At 69.8% G+C, this 20,633-nt stretch carries 15 protein-coding genes; 7 read left to right on the top strand and 8 right to left on the bottom strand.

The window, feature by feature from the left end; translation table 11 throughout:
* Positions 1 to 55 precede the first annotated feature (55 nt).
* Positions 56 to 1,168 carry an ABC transporter substrate-binding protein gene (locus ACWD5F_RS06330; protein ID WP_451251626.1) on the top strand — a complete coding sequence of 371 codons (1,113 nt, stop codon included), beginning with the start codon at positions 56 to 58 and terminating at the stop codon, positions 1,166 to 1,168.
* A gap of 206 nt (positions 1,169 to 1,374) precedes the next feature.
* Positions 1,375 to 2,943 carry a cellulose binding domain-containing protein gene (locus ACWD5F_RS06325; RefSeq protein WP_451251624.1) on the top strand — a complete coding sequence of 523 codons (1,569 nt, stop codon included), beginning with the start codon at positions 1,375 to 1,377 and terminating at the stop codon, positions 2,941 to 2,943.
* A 161-nt stretch (positions 2,944 to 3,104) separates the two neighbouring features.
* Here ACWD5F_RS06325 and ACWD5F_RS06320 read toward each other — a convergent pair whose 3' ends face one another.
* The 4 genes from ACWD5F_RS06320 to ACWD5F_RS06305 all read right to left on the bottom strand — a co-directional run bounded on the left by ACWD5F_RS06320 (position 3,105) and on the right by ACWD5F_RS06305 (position 6,643).
* Positions 3,105 to 3,797, bottom strand: coding sequence for a response regulator (locus ACWD5F_RS06320; protein ID WP_451251622.1), 693 nt, complete (start codon positions 3,795 to 3,797; stop codon positions 3,105 to 3,107).
* Positions 3,794 to 4,960, bottom strand: a complete 1,167-nt coding sequence (locus ACWD5F_RS06315; RefSeq protein WP_451251620.1) for a sensor histidine kinase — start codon at positions 4,958 to 4,960, stop codon at positions 3,794 to 3,796. Before ACWD5F_RS06315 ends, ACWD5F_RS06320 begins: the two co-directional genes overlap by 4 nt.
* Positions 4,957 to 5,793 (bottom strand): CPBP family intramembrane glutamic endopeptidase, encoded by an 837-nt coding sequence (locus ACWD5F_RS06310; RefSeq protein ID WP_451251618.1) that lies wholly within the window; start codon positions 5,791 to 5,793, stop codon positions 4,957 to 4,959. Before ACWD5F_RS06310 ends, ACWD5F_RS06315 begins: the two co-directional genes overlap by 4 nt.
* Positions 5,794 to 5,989: 196 nt before the next feature.
* Positions 5,990 to 6,643 carry an ester cyclase gene (locus ACWD5F_RS06305; protein ID WP_451251616.1) on the bottom strand — a complete coding sequence of 218 codons (654 nt, stop codon included), beginning with the start codon at positions 6,641 to 6,643 and terminating at the stop codon, positions 5,990 to 5,992.
* A 142-nt stretch (positions 6,644 to 6,785) separates the two neighbouring features.
* On the opposite strand from ACWD5F_RS06305, the gene ACWD5F_RS06300 reads away from it, so the two are divergent.
* The 4 genes from ACWD5F_RS06300 to ACWD5F_RS06285 all read left to right on the top strand — a co-directional run bounded on the left by ACWD5F_RS06300 (position 6,786) and on the right by ACWD5F_RS06285 (position 11,865).
* Positions 6,786 to 7,196 carry a winged helix-turn-helix transcriptional regulator gene (locus ACWD5F_RS06300; protein WP_451251614.1) on the top strand — a complete coding sequence of 137 codons (411 nt, stop codon included), beginning with the start codon at positions 6,786 to 6,788 and terminating at the stop codon, positions 7,194 to 7,196.
* A gap of 273 nt (positions 7,197 to 7,469) precedes the next feature.
* Complete coding sequence (locus ACWD5F_RS06295) at positions 7,470 to 8,963, top strand: alpha/beta hydrolase (protein WP_451251612.1); 1,494 nt, start codon at positions 7,470 to 7,472, stop codon at positions 8,961 to 8,963.
* Positions 8,964 to 9,557: 594 nt separating this feature from the next.
* Complete coding sequence (locus tag ACWD5F_RS06290; protein ID WP_451251610.1) at positions 9,558 to 11,159, top strand: phosphodiester glycosidase family protein; 1,602 nt, start codon at positions 9,558 to 9,560, stop codon at positions 11,157 to 11,159.
* Between the two features lie 163 nt (positions 11,160 to 11,322).
* The gene (locus ACWD5F_RS06285) at positions 11,323 to 11,865 is read left to right on the top strand and encodes a pyridoxamine 5'-phosphate oxidase family protein (RefSeq protein ID WP_451251608.1); all 543 of its coding nucleotides are present in this window, start codon (positions 11,323 to 11,325) and stop codon (positions 11,863 to 11,865) included.
* A 68-nt stretch (positions 11,866 to 11,933) separates the two neighbouring features.
* Here the strand turns inward: ACWD5F_RS06285 and ACWD5F_RS06280 are convergent, their stop codons facing one another.
* A complete protein-coding gene (locus ACWD5F_RS06280; RefSeq protein ID WP_451251606.1) occupies positions 11,934 to 12,821 on the bottom strand; it encodes a class I SAM-dependent methyltransferase in 888 nt (295 codons plus the stop codon).
* Between the two features lie 99 nt (positions 12,822 to 12,920).
* On the opposite strand from ACWD5F_RS06280, the gene ACWD5F_RS06275 reads away from it, so the two are divergent.
* Positions 12,921 to 14,969, top strand: coding sequence for a pentapeptide repeat-containing protein (locus ACWD5F_RS06275; protein ID WP_451251604.1), 2,049 nt, complete (start codon positions 12,921 to 12,923; stop codon positions 14,967 to 14,969).
* On the opposite strand, the gene ACWD5F_RS06270 is transcribed toward ACWD5F_RS06275, so the two are convergent.
* Genes ACWD5F_RS06270 through ACWD5F_RS06260 form a run of 3 tightly spaced genes read right to left on the bottom strand, consistent with a single transcriptional unit; the run spans position 14,959 to position 20,601 of the window.
* A complete protein-coding gene (locus tag ACWD5F_RS06270) occupies positions 14,959 to 16,767 on the bottom strand; it encodes a right-handed parallel beta-helix repeat-containing protein (protein ID WP_451251602.1) in 1,809 nt (602 codons plus the stop codon). The two genes, ACWD5F_RS06275 and ACWD5F_RS06270, sit on opposite strands and share 11 nt — an antisense overlap.
* Positions 16,764 to 19,205, bottom strand: a complete 2,442-nt coding sequence (locus ACWD5F_RS06265; RefSeq protein WP_451251600.1) for a glycosyl hydrolase family 95 catalytic domain-containing protein — start codon at positions 19,203 to 19,205, stop codon at positions 16,764 to 16,766. The genes ACWD5F_RS06270 and ACWD5F_RS06265 overlap by 4 nt, the downstream gene beginning before the upstream one ends.
* 43 nt (positions 19,206 to 19,248) lie before the next feature.
* Positions 19,249 to 20,601 (bottom strand): ABC transporter substrate-binding protein, encoded by a 1,353-nt coding sequence (locus ACWD5F_RS06260; RefSeq protein ID WP_451251598.1) that lies wholly within the window; start codon positions 20,599 to 20,601, stop codon positions 19,249 to 19,251.
* Positions 20,602 to 20,633 lie beyond the last annotated feature (32 nt).

Genomic DNA, 20,633 nt, shown 5'->3' with positions numbered 1-20,633 from the left:
CATTCGACGATCCGGGTAACCTGCGACCGAGTCGTCACGGGGGAGATGTCAGCACATGAACGCGCCATCAACGGCATCCGGAACGGAACCGACCGACGGATCCGCGGTCAGGGTCGGGGTCCTCGTTCCGCTCACCCGGCCCGGCTGGGTCGAGGCGGGCCGGCACCTGCTGGCCGGACTCCAGCTGGCCGTCGACGAAGTGAACGACGCCGGCGGCATCGCAGGCAGCCCGATCGAGCTGGTCGTCCGGGACACCGCGGCCGATCCGCAGAGGGCGACGGCCGCCGTGGACGAACTGGCTCGCCTGGGCGTGGCGGCCCTGGCGGGGGAGTACCACAGCGTCGTCGCCCGCGCCGCTGCCGCCCGGGCCGACGCCCTCGGCGTGCCGTTCCTGTGCTCGTCCGCTGTGCTCGACGCCCTCACCGACGAGCCGACGAACTGGGTCGCGCGCCTGGCCCCGCCGCAGTCGCGCGGCTGGAGGGTCTACGCGGACTTCCTGCTCGACGCGGGTCACAGCCGTATCGCCGCGGCAGCCCAGCCGAGCGTCTACTGGGCGTCCGGGATCCGCATCCTGCGCGACCACCTCGCTCCACGCGGCGGCACTGTCACCGAACTCGACATGGGCGTGCTCACCCCCACAGAGGTCTGCGACGCACTCGTCGACCATCACGCGACAGCCCTCCTGCTGCTGACCGGCTTTCCGGAGCCGGCCGTGTCGATCGTCAAGGCGGTCCGCCGCGACCAGCGCCTCGCCGAGGTGAGGATCGGTGCTCCGGCCGGACAACCGGAGTTCGCCGAGTGGGCGAGGCTGCAGGGCGACGACGGCGCCGCGATCCCGTTCCTGCGCTACCTGCCCGAGTCCCTCAGCCCTCTCGGCGCACGAGTCGGGAAGGCCCTGGGCGAGCGATTGGACGAGGCGCCCTCCTTCGTCGCCTTCGAGGGCTACGACACGATCACCGTCCTCGCCGAGTCACTCCGTACGCACGGCACGGACCGGGCACGCATCGCCGAGTCCTGGCCGCGGGTTGGGGTCGAAGGGACTCGCGGACAGATCCGGTTCTCGCGTGTGGAGGGCATCAGCGTGTGGCAATGGGCTTCGGCGCCGGTGCAGGTCGTCGACCGCGATCCGGCGGAACCCGGTCGCCTGCGGATCCTTCACGCGGGCTGAGGGGCCGGCGAAGTCCGACTGTCGGCGCGCAGGCCTTCTTCTAGGGGTCAGTTTCTTCGATCCGACGTACCGGGAACACGCTCACGCTCCGCTCAGGTCTTGACGCGCGGTTCAGCGCTCTGTACGTACACAGGCAGAGCTTTGGTATGGACCAATCAGATGCAGTCTCTTGCGCCCACCCGGCGCCCAACCCCCTGGAGACAGCAATGCGCAGACCCTCGGCACTCCTCGCCCTGTTCGTAGGGGTGTTGCTCGCTGTTCTGGCCCCACCGGCGTCCGCCGCCACCACGCCCACGGCAACCTTCGCCCAGACCTCGACCTGGTCCGGCGGCTACCAGGGCGCCTACACCGTCACGAACTCCGGCAGCACCACCCTGTCCACCTGGACGGTCGAGTTCGACCTTCCCTCCGGCACGACGGTCGGCTCGTACTGGGACTCACTGCTCACCCAGAGCGGCAGCCACTACGCCTTCAAGAACCGTGAGTACAACGGCAACTTGGCGCCGGGCGCGTCCGCCACCTTCGGCTGGGTGTCGGCCGGCAACGGCACACCGACGAACTGCAAGCTCAACGGCGGGTCCTGCACGGGCAGCAGCGGCACCGACACCACGGCGCCCAGCGTGCCGGGCGGAGTGACCGTCGGCTCCGCGACCGGTTCCTCGCTGACCGTGCGATGGACCGCGTCCACCGACAACTCCGGGTCCGTCGCCGGATACGAGGTCTCGCGCGACGGCGGAACGCCGGTCGCCGTGACCGGCACGTCGTACACGGCCACCGGGCTCCAGGCGAGCACCGGATACGCGTTCCGCGTACGGGCCCGGGATGCCGCGGGCAACCTCTCCGCCTACAGCACGGCCGTCACCGGCACGACCACCGCGGGCGGCGGCCAGCAGCCGGGCGTCGGGCTGCCCACCGCACCGTACGTCGACATGGGCGCGTGGCCCACGCCGAGCATGCCGGCCATGGCCTCGGCGAGCGGGATCAAGAGCTACACGATGGCCTTCATCACCGCCTCGGCCTGCAAGGCGATGTGGTTCAACGCCTATGACCCGCGCGATGGTTGGGCCAAGGACCAGATCGATGCCATCCGGGCCGGCGGCGGTGACGTCAAGGTCTCCTTCGGCGGCGCCAGCGGTATCGAACTGGCACAGGCCTGCTCCACCGTGGACGCGCTCTACACCGAGTACAACGCGGTCGTGAACGCGTACGGACTGAAGTACGTCGACTTCGACATCGAAGGCGCCGCCACCGCCGACCCCACCTCCGTCGCACGTCGCTCCCAGGCCATCGCCCGCCTCCAGCAGGCCCACCCCGACCTGCGGGTGTCGCTGACCCTGCCGGCGCTCCCCGAGGGCCTGACGACGGACGGCCTGAACGTGGTGCGCTCGGCACGTGACGCGGGTGTGAACCTCGACGTCGTCAACGTGATGGCCATGGACTACTACCGCAACGTCGACTACGGCGACGCCGCCGTGCAGGCCGCACAGAGCACCTTCGCCCAGCTCAAGACGCTGTACCCCGGCAGCAGCGACGCCCAGATCTGGGCCAAGGTCGGTGTGACACCGATGCTCGGGCAGAACGACGACGGTCACATCTACGACCAGGCCGACGCCCGCCAGTTGGTCGCCTTCGCCAAGAGCACACACCTCGGGGAACTCGCCTTCTGGGAAGCGACCCGTGACCGCAACGCCTGCACGGGCGCGCTGTACATGTGCACCAACATCGCGCAGTCGCCGTACGAGTTCGCGAAGATCTTCGCGGGCTACACCGGCTGACGAACCGAACGTCCCCGTGCGCGGCCGACGAACCGTCCCGTGCACGGGGACACGGTGGGGGACATCCCTCTGTCGTCCGCCGAACACATCGTCCTGAGCCGCGGTTCGCGGCCCGGAGCGCCGCCCCCGCGAGCCGCCGCCTTCGGTGTCACTGATCCGCCTCAGGTGACCAGGCCGTGCCGATAGGCGTAGACGACCGCCTGGACGCGGTCGCGGAGGCCGAGTTTGGCGAGGATGCGTGACACGAACGTCTTGACGGTCTCCTGGCTGATCACGAGCGTTCCGGCGATCTCGCTGTTGGACAGGCCGTCCGCGATGAGGCGGAGGACCTCCAGTTCGCGGGGGGTCAGCGGGATGTCGTGCGAGGTGCGTTGGGTGGGGCGGATCCGGGCGGCGTAGCGGCCCACGAGCTGGCGCGTCACCTCGGGGGCCAACAGGGCCGCGCCCGAGGCCACGGTCCGTATGCCGTGCAGGAGTTGGGCCGGTGGCGCGTCCTTGAGCAGGAAGCCGCTGGCCCCCGCGCGCAGCGCCGCGTAGACGTACTCGTCCAGGTTGAACGTCGTCACCACGAGGACCTTGACGGGATGTGCGACCCCGGCGCCGGCCAGAATTCGGGTGGCCTCGATGCCGTCGAGCAGCGGCATACGGATGTCCATCACCACGACGTCCGGGCGCAGTCGGCCGGCGAGGTCGACCGCGGCCTGCCCGTCGCCGCACTCGGCCGCCACCTCGAGGTCGGGCTGGGCGTCGATGATGGTCACCAGGCCGGTGCGGATCAGTATCTGGTCGTCGCAGACCAGGACCCGGATCGGCGCGGTCCGCGCGGTCGGGGCGGGGGACGCCTCGGATGTCACGACGGGCTGCCCGAGGGGATGCGCGCCCGGACGACGAAGCCCCCGTCCGGCTGCGGTTGTGCGCTGAAGTCACCGCCGAGGACGTCGACCCGTTCGCGCAGGCCGACCAGACCCCGCCCGCTGCCGCCCGGGAACGCCGCCCGCGGACCGGAACCCGCTGTGCTGACCGCCACGGTGATCTCCTTCGTCCCGTGCCGCACCTGGACCGAAGTGCGGCTTCCGTGGGCGTGCTTGAGGGCGTTGGTCAAGGCCTCCTGCACCACCCGGTAGGCCACGAGGTCGGCGCTGCCGGTCGACTCGGACGGCGTGCCCTGCTCGGTGAACTCCACCGGTTGCCCGGCCCGGCGGGTCTGCTCGACGAGCGTGAGCAGCCTGCCGACGGGCGGTGTCCTCGCGTCGTGGCCGGCCTCGGTCCCGTGGTCCGGGTTGAGCAGGTCGAGCAGGTGCCGCAGGTCGGTGATGGCCCGTCGGCCGGTGTCGCTCACGGCTGTCAGGGACTGGTCGAGGCGGTCGGGCGAGGCGGTCAGGTAGCGGGCCGCCTCGGCCTGCACGACCATCGCCGTCACATGGTGGGTCACCACGTCGTGCAACTCACGGGCGATACGGGTGCGTTCGGCGGTGCGGGTGTCCTCGGCGAGACGCCGGCCGCGTTCCGACTCCGCGATGCGGGCGGCGCGCAGCCATGCCCCGGCGCCCCAGGCGAGCGTCAGTACCAGGTAGAACGTCACGAACTCGCTCGGCGGCTCGCCCGAGCCGAGCCGGGAGAGCGCGACCGCCAGCAGCACGTACGCCGCCGAGAACAGCAGCGCGGTCGCGTGCCGCCTGCGCCGCAGATGCAGTCCCGTGCTCACCAGCGCGACCAGCAACGCGGTACCGGCGACCAGGTGGTAGCCGCGCAGTTGGTCGGCGGCGAAGCCGAGTGACACCAGCGCGAGGCAGCAGGCGGGCCACCGCCGGCGTACCGCGAGCGGGAGGCATTCGAGGACGATGACCGCCACGGTCCACGCGTCGAAGGGGCGCTCCGGCACGCCGCCGAGCCGCGTCCCGTGCCGCTGCCACACCGGCAGGAGCGCCACGCCGAGGAGCAGCAGGCCGAGCGGGAGGTCCCGGGCCGTGACGTCGAGTCGTCGCCAGCCGTCCTGGAGCCGCCGAAGAGCGATCACCGGGAAACTGTATCGGTCGCCTGCGTCCGGGCCACCCGCCCGCGGCGGGGCACCAGTTGGCCGCGGCGGCGTGCCAGCCACAGGAACGCGGTCATCGTCAACAGGCCCACCAGCACCGCGTACACGCTTCCCTCGGGGCCGAAGTCGCCGCCGGTGACCAGCTTCGACCCCGACAGAGAGGCGTCCAGCAGTCCCTGCTTGGTGTCGTTGCCCGACACCCCGGTGCTGAAGATGCCGGACTCGGCGAAGTTCCAGCCGAAGTGCAGGCCGATCGGCACCCACAGGCTGCGGGTGGCCGCGTACGCGGCGGCGAGCATGCCGCCCGCCTCGATCGCGATGGCGAGGGCACCCCACAGGCTGGCGTGCGGGTTGGTCAGGTGGGACAGGCCGAACAGCAGACCGGTGAGGGTGAGCGCGAGCCATGTGCCCAGACGCTCCTCCACGATCCGGAACAGGACGCCGCGGAACAGCAGTTCCTCCGTCACCGCGGCGGCCGCCATGAACCCGATCAGGCCCACCGCGCCCGACACCGAGCCCAGACCGTCGACTTCGTAGTCACCGAGGAGGGCGAGGTTCACCACTACGACGGTGAACAGCGCCAATCCGATCAGGGTGCCGCGTCCCATCGCCTTCGCGGCCCCCTCCCGCGCCACCTCCGTTGCCTCGCGCCGCTCCGTCCGCCGTACCACCCACCGGTAGACGAACACCGAGAGCGCGGCCGTGGCGCCGCCCAGCAGGAGCGTGAGCACCGCGTTGTCCTGCGCCGCACCGACGGCCAGGCTGCCGATGAAGGCGACCGCCGCGACGGCCGCCAACTGCCATACCAGTCTCATGAGATGTCCCTTCGTCCGGAGCCGCGACAGGAGTTCCGCGGCTGTTCCGAACGCTAGGGATCCGGCGCCCCGAGATCGTCACCGCACAGTGGACACCTGCGCGTAGCTCGCACGGGGGACAAGACGGAGCCGGTCGTCGCCATTTGTCAGGTGTATGACCTGCCCTGCCGGCACCAGCAGCACGTCAGATCAGTGCTTATGCCAGTCCGATCTGCTGGTTGAAGCTGAGGGTGTCCCAGAACAGGAACTCCTCGTCCATGGTGCCTTGGCGGTTCCACAGGCCCACCGTGGCCATGTTGATCGAGAATTTCCGGCCGGTGGGCTTGATGAAGCCGCCCTTCCCGTCGGGCATGGGCCGGGAGAACGTGCCCTTCATGACGCCGGTCACCGCGGTGAGGTCATCCTTGGCGACGCGCAGCGGGTGGGACTTGATGTTGGTGTCCGGTGCCCAGACGAACTGGGTCGCCATGTCGGCGATGTGCCGTTGGATGCCGTCGGTGAAGTGTCCGTCGGGCCAGTGCACCCGGATGTTCTGCGCGTGGCTCTCGCCGAGCCGCGACCAGTCGGCGTTGCTGTAGACGACGAAGTCGAGCTCGTCGAAGGTCTCCAGGTGGGCTCGCTCACGTCGGGTGAGATCCCTGGGGAAGGGCGGGTTGGGTACCGGGGTGGCGGCCGGGTCCGGCAGGAATCCGGGCGTCAGGGTGTGTGCGGGTGTCCAGCCGCCGGTGTGTTCAGGCTTTCGCCCGCCGGACGACTGGGCCAAGGCGGTGCCATCGGCTACGGCAGTCAGAGCGAGTGCGCCGAAGGCCACCGCAGTGCTCTTACCGATCATGGAACGCCTGTCGATCATCGTTGACTCCTGCCAGAGGGGTGGTGTTGCTCGGCGCCTTGAGCCTTTCAGTAACTTTTCGAAACCACAACCCCAGGGTTACCGGTATCTGCTGGATGCCATTCTCTTGGAGGGACCGCGACCGCCGGGGTACCGTGAACCCATGCGGAAGAGCGTGAAGAAGGACGACGAGACCCAGGACCCGGCCATCGAGTTCGACGTCTTCTCCCGCAACTGCCCCTCGCGGCCGACGCTCGACCACATCACCGGGCGGTGGGGGATGCTCGCCCTCGGAGCGCTCGCCGACGGTCCGCTGCGCTTCAATGTGCTCGCACGGCGGGTGGACGGCGTCAGCAAGAAGATGCTCGCCCAGGCACTGCAAGCGCTGGAACGCGACGGTTTCGTGCGCCGCGAGGTGCAGAGCACCTTCCCGCTGCGCGTCGAATACAGCCTGACCGACATCGGTACCGAGACCGCGGCCAAGGTGAAGGAGCTCCTGGGCCTGCTGGTCACGCGCATGCCCGCGGTACTCGCCGCTCAGGACGACTACGACGAGAACCGGCACACGACGTAGGGCGGATCCCTGGTGATCGACCGAGTGCGCTCACCGAGCACGCGCGTCTCCGACCTCCTCCCTCCCATCCTCACCGCTCGACGCGCTTCCGCCCAGTGGTTCCCGGCCGGTCCGACCCCTCCGTAAGCAGGCCTCGTCGACCAGGCGGGCCGTGATGGTGCCGGCCCGCCCGGCAGGAAAGGGAGTGCCTCAGAGGTATCCATCGGGCAACCTCCCGTGTAAGAAGGGAAGTTGCCCGAATGTGAGGGTCCGTCGATCGTGAGGGTCGTCCCTGTGAAGCAGACCGTCCGCAAGGGTTCCCTGATCGCCGCCTCCGCCCTGCTCCTCGGTCTCACCGCACCCCTCGCGGCCCACGCCTCGACGCCGGCGGAGGCCGACGTACTCGAGTGGTCGCCGTGCGGTTCCGGATCCGACCCGCGCCAGGAGTGCGCGACCCTCCAAGTCCCCCTGGACTACGCCGATCCCGACGGCCGGCACATCGACATCGCCATCTCTCGGATCGCCGCCGAGAAGCCGTCCGCCCGCCGGGGCGCCCTGCTGATCATCCCCGGCGGCCCGGGCGGCACCAGCCTGGCCGACCCTGCCGTGAGGGGACGGAAGATGCCGCAGGAGGTACGCGACAGCTACGACCTGATCGGGTTCGCCCCGCGCGGGAACGCGCCGTCCACCGCCGTCGACTGCGGCCTCGAACACGGCGACCTGGCTCTGACGAAGCTGCGGCCCTGGCCCGCCGCCGACGGATCCGTCACCGGCAACATGACCACCGCTCGACGCGTGTCTCAGGCCTGCGCGCGCAACGGCGGCGAGCTGATCCGCCATATCAGCACCGTGGACAACGCCCGCGACATCGACCGCATCCGCACGGCACTCGGCGAACGCCGGATCTCCGCATGGGGCATCTCCTACGGCACCTACATCGGCGCGGTCTACGCCCAACTGTTCCCGCACCACACCGACCGGATCGTCCTGGACTCCAGCCTGGACCCGACCGGCGACCACGGCCGTACCGCCATCTCCCGCGCCTGGCTCACCGAACTCGCCCCTGGCATCGAGGACACGTTCGCCCAGTTCTCGCGATGGGCTTCCGCGCCCGAAAATCCACGACGGCTGGCCGACACGCCCGCCGCCGTGCGCTCGGAGGTGCTGGGTCTCGCCGACCGCCTGGACCACGACCCGCTGCCCTGGCCCGGCGCCAACCCCGACGTCATGGATGGCAACGCACTGCGCCAGGCGGTGTTCAATCACCTCTACGACCCCGACGACTTCCCCCACCTGGCCCAACTGATCCTCGGTCTACGGCAGGACACCCCACCGCCCGCACCCAAGGCACCTCCGGAAGCGGTACTGCAGAACCTCGCCGCGGTCTCGACCAGCACGATCTGCAACGACAGCGCCTGGCCGAGGTCGGCGGCCGTCTACCAGAAGGCTGTCGACCGGAATCGGGCCAAGTACCCGCTGACCGCCGGGATGCCCGCCAACGCAATGCCGTGCGCCGCCTGGCCCTTCCCGCCCGCACAGCCGCCGGTGCCGATCACCAGCCGCGGTCCGTCGAACATCCTGCTTGTGCAGAACGAGCACGACGTGGCGACCCCGATCAGCGGCGCTCTGAGACTTCGTTCCGCCCTGGGCAGGCGTGCGGTCATGGTGAGCGTCGACTCCACGGGCCACGGCGCGTATCTGGACAACGGCAATGCCTGCGGCGACCAGGCGGTCTCCCGCTTCCTCGCGACGGGAGAGCGGCCCGTACGCGACCTCCGCTGCCTATGAACCCGGGCAGGTCCGTCAATCCGCCACCGGCCAGTTCAGCTCGGTGCGTAGGTCACGCGGGTCCATGTCCGGGGGAAGTCGCGTAGGCCGGCCGTCGAGACGACGCCACGGACAACGGCCGTCGCCACCGGATCCAGCTGCGCAAGTTCCGGCTCCGAGGTACCGCCCACGCTGTCAGATTCCATACGGTTCACGTCGCTCCCATGCAGTTCCAGGATCACTCAGGACCTGTAGACCTGACGCGCGCCGAAAACTCATCGTCCCGACGGGCGGACGGCCAACTGGCGTGCTCGGTCACAGCCGCACCGGCGCACGCGCCCCTTGGCTGATCCTCCTGGATCAGCCGGCACGACTCGCCCGACTCATCCAGGAGTTCACGCACCCCTCCGACACGCCCGAACGGCTTCCGCAACCCCCGTCGTCCCGACGCGGGACACGGCCGGATTCCGTCCCCGCCTTCTACGACGGCACGGGAGAGTCGGGCAATCTTCGTGTGGCCTTCACCTCGGGGAGCGGGGACACGTTTCCCCGTATGGGCTGTGATCGGTTCAGGCGGTCAACGAGTCGTGTCCGTTGCGGCAACCGGGAGGATCCATGAACGAGAACGGGACCAGGCGCAAGACCATGGGAATCGCGACCGCGGTGTTGGCCGCCCTCGCGCCGTTCGTGCTCTCCGGCCCGGCGTCGGCGCAGGCGGAATCTCGTGGGCCGGTGAGTTCTGAGTGGACGACGCAGACCGTGGCGCCCGGTGTCCAGGTGCGTACAGGCACGATCCGCAACGCCGCTTCCGTGCCGACGTGGACCGTCACCGTGCAGAAACCGACGACCAGCCGTCTCACCGGCGCCGCGGCCTGGGCCGAGGTGGGCCCGCGGTCCTGGGCCGACGAGACCGGCGCGCGGTTGAAGGCAGCTGGATTCCAGCCGCGTATCGAGACCGTTCGGTGGCCGCGGTACGCCGACACCCCGCACGGCACGATGGGCCTGCGCGTACGGGTGGGTTCCTACGCCGACCGGGCAGCGGCGCAGGCTGTCGCGACCTCCGTCAACGCGGCCGGGTTTCACGCCGTCACCGAGTGGACCGGCTACGAACCCGAACAGCCTGCGGACGTGGAGAACATCCATGTCGCGGTCGTCGACCCGCGGAAGTTCTCCGGCACCGTAGCGGGCACCCACGACGGCAACGTGGCCCAGCGCGAGACCACGTCGTCGGTGGCCGGGAAACTCGGCTCGCTCGTCGGTGTCAACGCCGGTTTCTTCGTCATCTCCGGCTCCGACGGCGTCCCCGGCACCCAGTCCGGCAGCGCCGCCTACGACGGGCAGTTGGAGTCGATGGCCGTAGGGTCCCGCGCCGCGCTGATCGTAGAGGACGGAGGGCGGCGCTTCCGGGTGGCGGACCTGACGTCGACGGTCACCGCCGGCTCGGGCGTGTCGCGTTACGCCGTGGAGGGCATCAACCGGGTCCCCGGCACCGTACGGGACTGCGGACGTCCAGGTCTCACGCCGAGTTCGCTGCCCTGGCAGGATGTCACCTGCCACACCAATGACGACCTGGTCCAGTTCACCCCCGCCTTCGGCGCGAACCTGCCCACCGGCGCCGGCACCCAGGTGGTGCTCGACGCGACGGGCCGAGTCGTGTCCACCGGCGCCCGGGGCGGCCGTGTCCCGGCCGGTGACACCGTCCTGCAAGGCATCGGCACCGCGGCGGACTGGCTGACCTCGCACGCCACGGTCGGGCAGCGCGTCCCGGTCACCGAGGTCGTACGGGACACCGAGGGCCGGCGCGTCCGGCTCGGGCGGGGCGACAGCATCGTCAGCGCCGCGCCCACCCTGGTCGAGGACGGCCGTCTCAGCATCGACGCCGCCACCGAAGGCACCCTCGACCCGAAGGACCTCTCGTTCGGCTACGCCTGGTCCAACATCCGCCAACCGCGCACCATGGCCGGCATCGACGCGCGCGGCCGTCTCCTCCTGGTCACCGTCGACGGTCGTCTCACCGGCGGCAGCGAGGGATTCACCTTGCAGGAGGGCGCCGAGTTCATGCGCTCGCTCGGTGCCGTCGAGGCCCTCAACCTGGACGGCGGCGGCTCTACGGCGATGGCGGTGAACGGCAAGCTCGTCAACGCCCCGTCGGACGCCACCGGTGAGCGCGCTGTCGGTGACACTCTCCAGGTCCTGCCGCAGCCACGTATCCGCTAGGGGCTGGTTGGATTCCCCGCTGCCGGCCCCTGGGCGTCCGCCTGCGCTGCCGTTCTGTCCGGCCGCGGAAGAAAGTCTGGCGCGGATGTCGAGAACGGGATGACGGCTCCGTCCCAGGGGCAGAGGCGACCATCGTGGTCGCACGGCTCTCAGGAGGCCCGCCATGACGAACGACCGGATCACCGAGATCCTCCAGCGCCCGCTGAGCCAGGAGCTGCTGGCCCGTGACCTGTGCCGCCTGGCGTACGTCGCCAAGGACGGGACACCGCGGAGCATCCCGATCGCCTTCGCCTGGAACGGCAGGGAGGTCGTGATGTGCACGTCGAAGAACGCTCCGAAGCTGGCCTCGCTCCGTCACAACCCGACCGTCGCCATCACGATCGACACGGAGGTGCACCCGCCCAAGATCCTGCTCGTTCGCGGAACGGTCGAACTCGACGAGGTCGAGGGCATTCCCGAGGAGTACCTGGAGATGAACGGTTCCTACGGCATGACGGCCGAGCAGCGGGTCGTGTGGGAGGCCGAGGTCCACTCGCTGTACGACGGCATGGTGCGCATCGTGATGACACCGACCTGGGCCAAGCTGATCGACTTCGAGACGACCCTGCCCAGCGCGGTCGAGGAACTCGTCCAGCAGCGTGCGGAGCGTCAGCAGCGCAGTGGCGACGGTGTGCGGTCCGAGGAGCCGGACATGTCGAAGTCATGACGGTCCAGTGCATGGAGTGAGCGGCCCGGCCCTCGACCGAAGAGGGGGGCCTGCAATCCGGGCTGGATTCAACCCTGTTGGGCGACGGCGACGGCGACGGCGACGCGGCCCGAGCGCAGTGCCGTACGGCCTTGCGCGCTGGACTCCAGGCGATGCGCGATGGCCAGCAGGTCTTCGTCGGAGACGACGCGCAGCCCGTACTCGGCGAGGAGAGCCGCCATCTTCTGCGGCTTCCACAGCGAACGCCACGGCTCGCCCGCCGTGACCGAGCTGCTCAGGACACGCGCGACCAGTCGGCCCGCGGACGCCTTTGCCGACGGGCTCTGGTAGTTGAGGACGAGCGTGCTCCCTTGCGCGGAACGGTCGGCGAAGGCACGTACCGTGGCCCGCACTTCGTCGCTGGTCAGGTAGGGGACGACCCCCTCCCAGATCCAGGTCGTGGGCACCGACGCGTCATGACCGGAGGCCTCAAGTGCGCTGCCCAGGTCGTCGGTTGCGAAATCGACCGGAGTGAAGCGCAGGGAACGAGCCACGACGGGCGGTGCGTCCGCTGTGGCCAGGCGTTCCTGTTTGTCCCGCTGGGAGGCCGGGTGATCGACCTCCCATACGTCCGTGTCCGCGAGCTCGGGCAGCCGCCACGCACGCGAGTCCAAGCCGGCGCCGAGCACGACCAGTTGGGGGGTTCCGTGGCTTCGTACCGCGTCGTCGATCGCGACCGTGCGCGGCACGACGACCTCGGCGCAGGCGCGCACACTCTCGTAGGTCGTGCGTGCCTTCCAGCCGGTTGGGGGCGTGCCTGCGCGGACCTCGTCCACGGGGGCCCGCTCGGGGTGCCGTAGCAGTCGTACCGCCACCGGGTCCGTGAACCGGCCCACCGCGAGCCTGCCGTCGGCCGCCGCCCGCCCCTGGCAGACCAGGATCGCCGTTCGGCTCGCCGTGCGCTCGGTGTCAGTCATGAGCGGTAGTCAATACCATTCGCGTGGGATGCGAGGTGCGCGCGTGTTCTACGGGGGCCGCCTGGCAGCGGTCGATCGGCAGGCGATGTACTCACCCTTATGTTCTTCACCCCAGACCCTGTCGTTCCGGACTGGCCGAACTGCGGTGACGGTGTCACCGGCGGGGACCGCGCCGGCTGCAACGGGCGCTCTGTCGCCCCGTATTCGGCCTGCCTGGCGCATCTCTCCGACGTCGACCGCGACGCTCACCTTGCGAGCCTCGACGCGGGCCACGACATCGACCACCGGGGTACCACCTTCACCGCCGAACTGCTCGGCCGACTGCTCGACGCCCTCAAGGACACCGCCACGAACCACCCTCGCCTCGGTGATGTGCGCTTCTCGTCGGCCACCTTCGCCGACGATGCCGATTTCGGGTCAGCCGCATTCACCGGCGACGCCGATTTCGAGGCGGTCACTTTCAGCGGCGTCGCCCGCTTCAACTCGGCCACTTTTACCGGCCGCGCCTGGTTCAACCTGGCCACGTTCAGCAGCGAGGCGCAGTTCGACTCGGTGAACTTCGCCGCCTACGCCGGGTTCGAGTCGGCCACCTTCGGCGGCCTCGCCCGGTTCCACTCGGCCACCTTCTCCGGCAACGCCGACTTCCTCCTGGCCACCTTCGCCGATGCCGCCGTGTTCCTTTCGGCCACCCTCACCGGCGTCGGGTTCCGGGCAGTCACTTTCACCGGCGACGCCCGTTTCAACTCGGCCACTTTCACCGGGGACGCGAGGTTCGGGTCGGCCACCTTCTCCGCCACCGCCCATTTCGGGTCGGTCACTTTCACGGGCACCGCCGATTTCGGAGCGGCGGACTTCAGCGGCGACGCCCGGTTCCACGAAGCCGTCTTCGCCGGTGAAGCCCGGTTCGAGTCGGCCACTTTCACCGGCAACGCCTGGTTCGACTCGGCCACCTTCTCCGGTTTCGCCTGGTTCGAGGCGACGCGTTTCACCGAGGATGTCGACTTCCGTGCGGCGGTGTTCGAGCGAGCGGGGGAGGTGGGGCCGCTGGTCTGCGGGAAGACGGTGCTGCTGTCGGGGGCGAGGTTCAGCGAGCCGGTGACGTTGTCGATCGCGGCCCGGCGCCTGGAGTGCCTCCGGACGCGCTGGACTTCGACCGCCACACTGCGAATTCGCCATGCCGACGTCGACTTCGCACACACCGTCTTCGAATACCCCCTGAGCATCGCCGCCGAGCAAACCCCCTTTCCCAACTCCCGCGGACATCGCGGCGCGGTAATGCCGGAGGATCTCCTTGCCGACACCACCGGCCCCGGAGTGCGGATCACTTCCTTGCGCGGGGTGGACGCCGCGCACCTGGTGCTCGCCGACGTCGACCTGACCCAGTGCCTGTTCACCGGGACCGTCCACCTGGACCAGATCCGCCTGGAAGGTGACTGCACCTTCGCCGACGTCCCGGGCCGCACGCAATGGCGGAGGTTCCGCCCGCAGCGATTCACCGCACGCCGGACCCTCGCCGAGGAGCACCATTGGCGCTCCCGTCGGCCGACCGCAGTCGCGGGCTGGCAGCAGACCGTCCCCGACACGGAACATGGCGACCATGTGGGGCCCGCCCAACTCGCGCCTGTCTACCGGGCGTTGCGCAAGGCGTTCGAGGACGGCAAGAACGAGCCCGACGCGGCGGACTTCTACTACGGCGAGATGGAGATGCGTCGTCACGATCAGCACCGGCCGCGCGCGGAACGCGGTCTCCTCACCGCGTACTGGGCGCTCTCGGGATACGGACTGCGCGCCGCCCGCGCCATGGTGTGGCTGCTGCTCGCGATGGCCGGCACGGTGCTGGTGATGATGCTGTGGGGTCTGCCCGCCGACAGTTGGAAGCCGGAGACCGTGGCCAGTGTGACCAGCCGGCAGGTTCGGCTGCCTGCGGAGAAGCCCGACCCGGTCAACCCCACCAACGCCCTCCACGAGCGGCTCTCCAGCGAGCGATTCGAGAAGGGGCTGCGCGTGGTGGTCAACTCGGTGATCTTCCGCTCCTCCGACCAGGTCCTCACCACCGCAGGGACCTACACCGAAATGGCCTCCCGCCTGACCGAACCCGTCCTGCTCGGGCTCGCCGTCCTTGCCGTCCGTGGACGCCTCAAGCGGTAGGCAGGGCCCGCACGCGCACCGGGCTGCCCGTTCCCGCGCTCACCAGTGCGTCCGGACAGTGGTTCAGCCGCACCGAGAGGACACCTGAGGGTGTGGTGTTGTCGACGACGGCGAGACCGTTCACGCTCGTCGCGTCGACGACCCAGTTGCCGGACACCGCGCCCGACTCGTCGCCGTCGTGCGGCCATGACGCACAGTTCGAGACCTGGTTGTCGAGTACGCGAATGTTGCGGTGCAAGGCGCTGGTGGTGTTGGGGAACCGAACGGGACTGATCAACACCGCTGGACCGCCGAGGTCCTCGAACCGGTTGCCGCGGATGACGCAGTCGGTCACCGGGCCCGACTCCCAGTAGCTGCCGGCCTCGGCGGTGATCATGACGCCGGCCATCCCGAGTCCCGAGAACACGCAGTCCTCGATGACGACCGGCCGACGTGTCGACACGAGCACTCCCCGGGTGGGCAGGTTCTCGAAAGTCGAGCGCCGGACCGTGACCGCGGGCGTGCGGGTGATGTTCTCCACGGCCAGTTCGCCGGGTCCCGATGTAGCGACGGCGTCGGGCAGCGGCCCCGCGCACCGGATGCGCATGTGCGTGAGGTCGTGGGCGTGGTCCCGACCGCTCGGCCCGTCGACACTCAGTACCTCCACGTCGGTCGCGACGACGGTGCCGTCGTCCACGCGCACGATCTCGCACCGTTCCCCGACGGAGAACTGCGGGAAGCCGGCGGTCTCCGGATGGGGGTAGGTCAGGTCGAGTTCGTCGCCGTCCGCACGGTCGACCCGCAGGTAGAGACCATGCACGTTGATCGCGTCGTCGTGCGCGCCGTCGAACCGGCAGTCCTCGACCACGACGTGGCCGCGCAGTCCGGACGCCTGCACGAAGTCCGCGAAGCCGGCGGTGGTCCGCCCTGTGCCCTCCCGGGTGGCGAAGGTGCAGTTCTGTACGAGGAGGTCGCCGCCGCTCTGCGCCAGCAGTCCGAAACCGTGCAGGTAGCCGAAGCGCACGTCGTGGAACAGGGCGTGTTCGCTTTCCAGGACGAGGGCTCCCGGGTGGTCCCGGTCGGTGTGGCGGAGCTGGTAGACCAGTCCCTGATCGCCGGGCAGGGGGGATTCCGTGCGGTAGTCGATGCGCAGGCCCTCGGGTGTCGGCGTGATGCGTTCGACGTCGTCGAAGAGGGGGCATTCGGTGCGCCAGGTGCGGTTGGTCCGGGGGTCGAGCACCTGGCAGTAGTCCAGCTTTCCCTCACCGGTCCAGGCCGGTTCGCCGCTGGACGGGTCGATCTCTCCCACCCATGTGACGGTGCGGCCGTGCGGACGGACGTCGGTGCCCGGAGGCACCGAGACCAGGCGGAACGGCCCTGCTTCGGCGACTCCGACCTCGCGCACGGTCAGCTCGACGACGGTCGGCTGCACCATGTCGACGGTGAAGTCGTGCAGTTCGGCCCGGCCGCAGTCGATGACAGCGATCGACGTCTGACGGCCGTGGTACTCGAAGAGGGCGCCGCCTCCGTCGATCTCGATGTCGTCGAACCCCTCCAGCAGGATGCCGACGGCCTTCTCGCGGTAGCGGGGATCGACGCCGACGGTGTTCGAGACGTACAGCTCGCGGCGGGCCGCCGACGACGCCCACAGGGCGTAGGTGCCGGGTGCGAAGCGGATCGTGACGGGCCCGCCGATCCGGTGTGCCGCGGCGATCGCGTTCCGTACGGCGGGTGTCGAGTCCTGGCGGCCCGTGGGGTCCGCGCCGTGGGCGGTCACCTCGACGACGGGGCGGGACGGGGCTGTGGCCGGTTCGGTCATGGGCGGGGTGTGCTCCTCGTGAAGTGCCGACGGTCGAGGGTGACGGGTCCGTTGGTCAGGTCGACGGTGATGGGGCGATCGTGCGCGACGACGGTGACCGGTGTCCGTGCGCGCTCGGCGCGCGGGGTGAGTGTCGCGGCGACGACGGTCGGACGGCCGTGCTCGTCGGCCTCCCACTCGATGTCGACGTACACGCCCGGACGTGCGACCAGCCCGTGCACCGCTCCATGTGCCCAGGCCGCGGGGACGGCGGGGAGCAACTCGATGCAACCGGCGTGGCTTTGGACGAGTGCCTCGGCGATGCCGGCGACGTACCCGAGGTTGCCGTCGATCTGGAACGGGGGGTGAGCGGCGAACAGGTTGGGGTACAGGCCCGCGCGCTGACCGGTCTGTTGGGGTGGTGCGGGGCGCAGCATCAGCCGGATGAGTCGCGCGACCCGGTCCGGCTGTTTGAGGCGGGCGCGCAGCGCGATCCGCCAGGCGAGCGACCAGCCCGTCGATTCGTCCCCACGGGCGTCGATCGAAGCACTGGCGCTCGGATGCAGTCCCGTGGGGAGGCCCGGCCCGGGGTAGAGCTGCCAGAGATGGCTGAGGTGGCGGTGGTGCGGCTCCGCCGTCGGCGGGTCGTCGCGCCATTCGGCGATCAGTCCGTCCCGCCCGGTCGAGGGGCCAGGGATCATCGCTCGCGCGCGGCGCAGACGTACGAGCAGATCGTCCGTGTCGTCTTCCGACGTGAACTCGATGACGGTGTCGAACAGGGCGGCGACGAGGGCGAGGTCCATCGTGGCCGACCGGCCCACAGCGCTGACGCCGCCGTCGGGGGTACGGAAGTGGTTCTCGGGCGATGTCGACGGACTCGTGCCGAGCGTGCCGTCGTCTGCGGGGATCAGCTGATGCAACGCGAACTCCGCCGCTCCGCGCACCAACGGCCTTACCCGGTCCAGGAGTTGGGGAAACCCAAACCTCACCAGATCGGCGAGTTCGAGCGACAGCCAGACTCCGGCCATCGGCCAGAACGCCCAGGCCGGATCGGCGTCGCCCGTGCCGACGGGCGGTGTGTATGCCCACGCGTCGGTGTTGTGGTGAGCGACCCATCCGGGCGAGCCGTACAGCTCGCGCGCGGTCGCGGCACCTGTCACGGCGAGCGCTTCGACGAGTTCGAGCAGCGGGACGGCGCACTCGGCCAGGTCGGTGACGCCGGCCGCCCAGTAGTTCATCTCGGTGTTGATGTTCAGCGTGTAACCCGAGCTCCACGGCGCGCGCAGTTCGGTGTTCCACAGTCCCTGCAAGGTGGCGGGCAGGCCGCCCGGCCGCGAGCCGGCCAACAGGAGATACCGGCCGTAGTGGAACAACAGCGCGGCGAGTCCCGGGTCGTCGGCGAGCACGTCCCCTTCGGCGGCCGTCGTGATCCGGCGCCAGGTCGCGGCCGGCCCGCCGCCGCTCCCCGGCTCCCGGGCGCCGGCCGCGCCTGCGATCCGCAACGCGACGCTGCCGTATCGGGCGGCGTGATCGGCACGGTGGCGTTCGCGCAGCGCCGGGACACCCAGGCGCAGGGCCGCGTCGACCGTCCCGGCCGCCGAGTCCAGCGCCTCGTCGGCCAGCAGGGGGCGCGCGATGCCCCCGAAGGTCGTGGCGGTCGAGATGACGATGTCGAGCCGACTGGCGGACCGTACGGTCAGCGCAGTCCCAGCCCCAGCCGCGTCCGGTGACGGCGCTTCGGGTGCGTTGTGCACGAGACGGGCGTGTACGACTCCGCGCATGGCCTCGCCCGGCGCCTCGGACCACACGACGGGATGGTGGGGCTCGTGCGGTGGCGGTACGTCGGAGGGCATCCGGAAGCGAAGCTCCGCCGCATCCTCCCGCAACTCGCTTTGCATCAAAGCGAGTTGGCTGGTCAGCTCGACGGTCATGTCCAGCGGAGCGCCGGCCTCCACCGAGACGACGAGCACCGCGTCGGGCGCCGAGACGAACACGCGCCGGCAGACGTCCACGGTCCCCAGGCGGAACCGGGTCTCGACCTCCGCCCGGCTCAGGTCCAGGACGCGCCGGTACCCCTCGCTCTCACTGCCGTGCGCGTCGTACGAGGATCCCTCGGGTGGCACCAGAGTGAGTACGAGGTCGGCGAACGGGAGATAGGACTGGGCCCATCCGGCCTGGACGCTCCGAACCTCCCTCGTCGCGGCGGTGTGTTCGCCGCGCGCGAGGTGGCGACGGGCCCGTCGCAGGGCGGCCGGCCCGTCGGCAGGCGGTCGGGGAGCGCTTGTGGGGCTCCCCGACCACGCCGTTCCGTCGTTGAGCGAGATCCGGTCCCGCGCGGTGCCGCCGTGGACGAGGGCGCCGAGGCGGCCGTTGCCCACCGGTGCGGCCTCCAGCCAGCTCCGCGCGGGAGCGTCGAAGACGATCCGGTGGAGGTCGCCGTCGACGGGGGGCTCGTCCATCCTGCGTGTCACCTTCGTCTTCTGCGTCTTCGCCCGGCGGACCCTACTTCTGGCCGATGGTCTGCTTGCTCTTCTCCTGCAACTGCGCGAACACGCTGTCGCCGATCTGGTGCTCCCAGTACTGCTGGAAGACCGGGACGATCGCGGTCTGTAGTCCGGCGCCGTTGGAGTAGTTGGCGCCGGCGCTCAGCCCGTGCTGGAGGTAGCTGCTGAACGCGGAGATGTCCATGCCCTTCGCGGCCACCTGCTTGGCCGTCGAGTCGAACACGGACGGGATGCCGGAGAAGAAGGCCGGGTTGGCCTTCGCGGCCGCCTGCTGGCAGGGGTTGGAGGTCATATAGGTGAGCCACTTGTAGGCGGCGTCCTGGTGCTTCGAGCCCTGCCAGATGAATTCGAGGTCACCGCCGCCCTGGATGAGCCGGTTGCCCGTCTGGCTGTCCTTGACCAGGGGCGCGACACCGACATTGACCTTCGAGTTGCCGGAGAAGGTGGCCACGTCCCACGATCCCTGGATCATCATGGCGATCTTGCCGCTGGTGAGTTGGTCCTCCACGCTCGTGTTGGTGCCGAACTCGCCGAGTTTCGGGGCGTACCCGTCGTCGGAGAGCGAGCGCAGGTACTTCATCGTCCGGCTGAAGCGGGGGTCCGAGTACGGGATCTGGGTCGGGTAGGGGAACGTGTCGCCCGCCTTCCAGCCGAGGGCGCCGGCGAAGGAGCTGAACGTCTGCGATCCGTTGGGGTCCTGGGGGGCCATGAGCTGGAAGCCGTAGGTCTTGATGTGCTTGGGGTCGAAGCCCGGCTGGTTGCCGTGCTTGCCGTTCTCGTCGACGGTGAGCGCCTTGACGACCTTGCCGAACGTACCGCCGTCGGTGGGGTTCCAGGTCAGGTCCTGGATCTGCGCGTCGGTGACGCCGGCCTTGGCGAGCAGGTCCTTGTTGTAGTAGATGCCGGTGGCGTTCCAGTCCACGGTCAGGCCGTAGGTCTTGCCGTCGGCGCCCGTGACGGGATCGATGCCCTTGGCGAAGTTGTTGGAGTATCCGTTCTTCTTCAACAGCGGCCCGATCTCGGCGATCTGGTGCTGCGCGATGTAGGTCGGGTAGTACTGGCCCGAGGCCTGGAAGACGTCCGGCGCGTTGCCCGCGGTGAAGTTCGCGGTGAGCTTGGTGAAGTAGTCCGGCACGTTGTAGCGGGAGATCTTGACCGTGTAGCCGGGGTTGGCCTTCTCGAAGCCCGACACGCACGCGCCCATGGCGGTGACCATGTTCGGGTCCCAGTTCCAGTAATTGATGACGGTCTTGCCGTCGGCCGTCTCGCCGCTGTCGGACGAACAGCCGGTGAGGGCCGTGGCGCCGACCAGGGCGACCGCGGCGAGAGTGGTCCATGACTTTCGCTGCATTCCAGTGCTCCTCGTCGAGTTGGACTTGCCGG

The sequence above is a fragment of the Streptomyces sp. NPDC002499 genome (assembly GCF_053595415.1).
The sequence above is the reverse complement of the archived record's forward strand: the minus strand, read 5'-3'. Positions and strand labels throughout refer to the sequence as shown.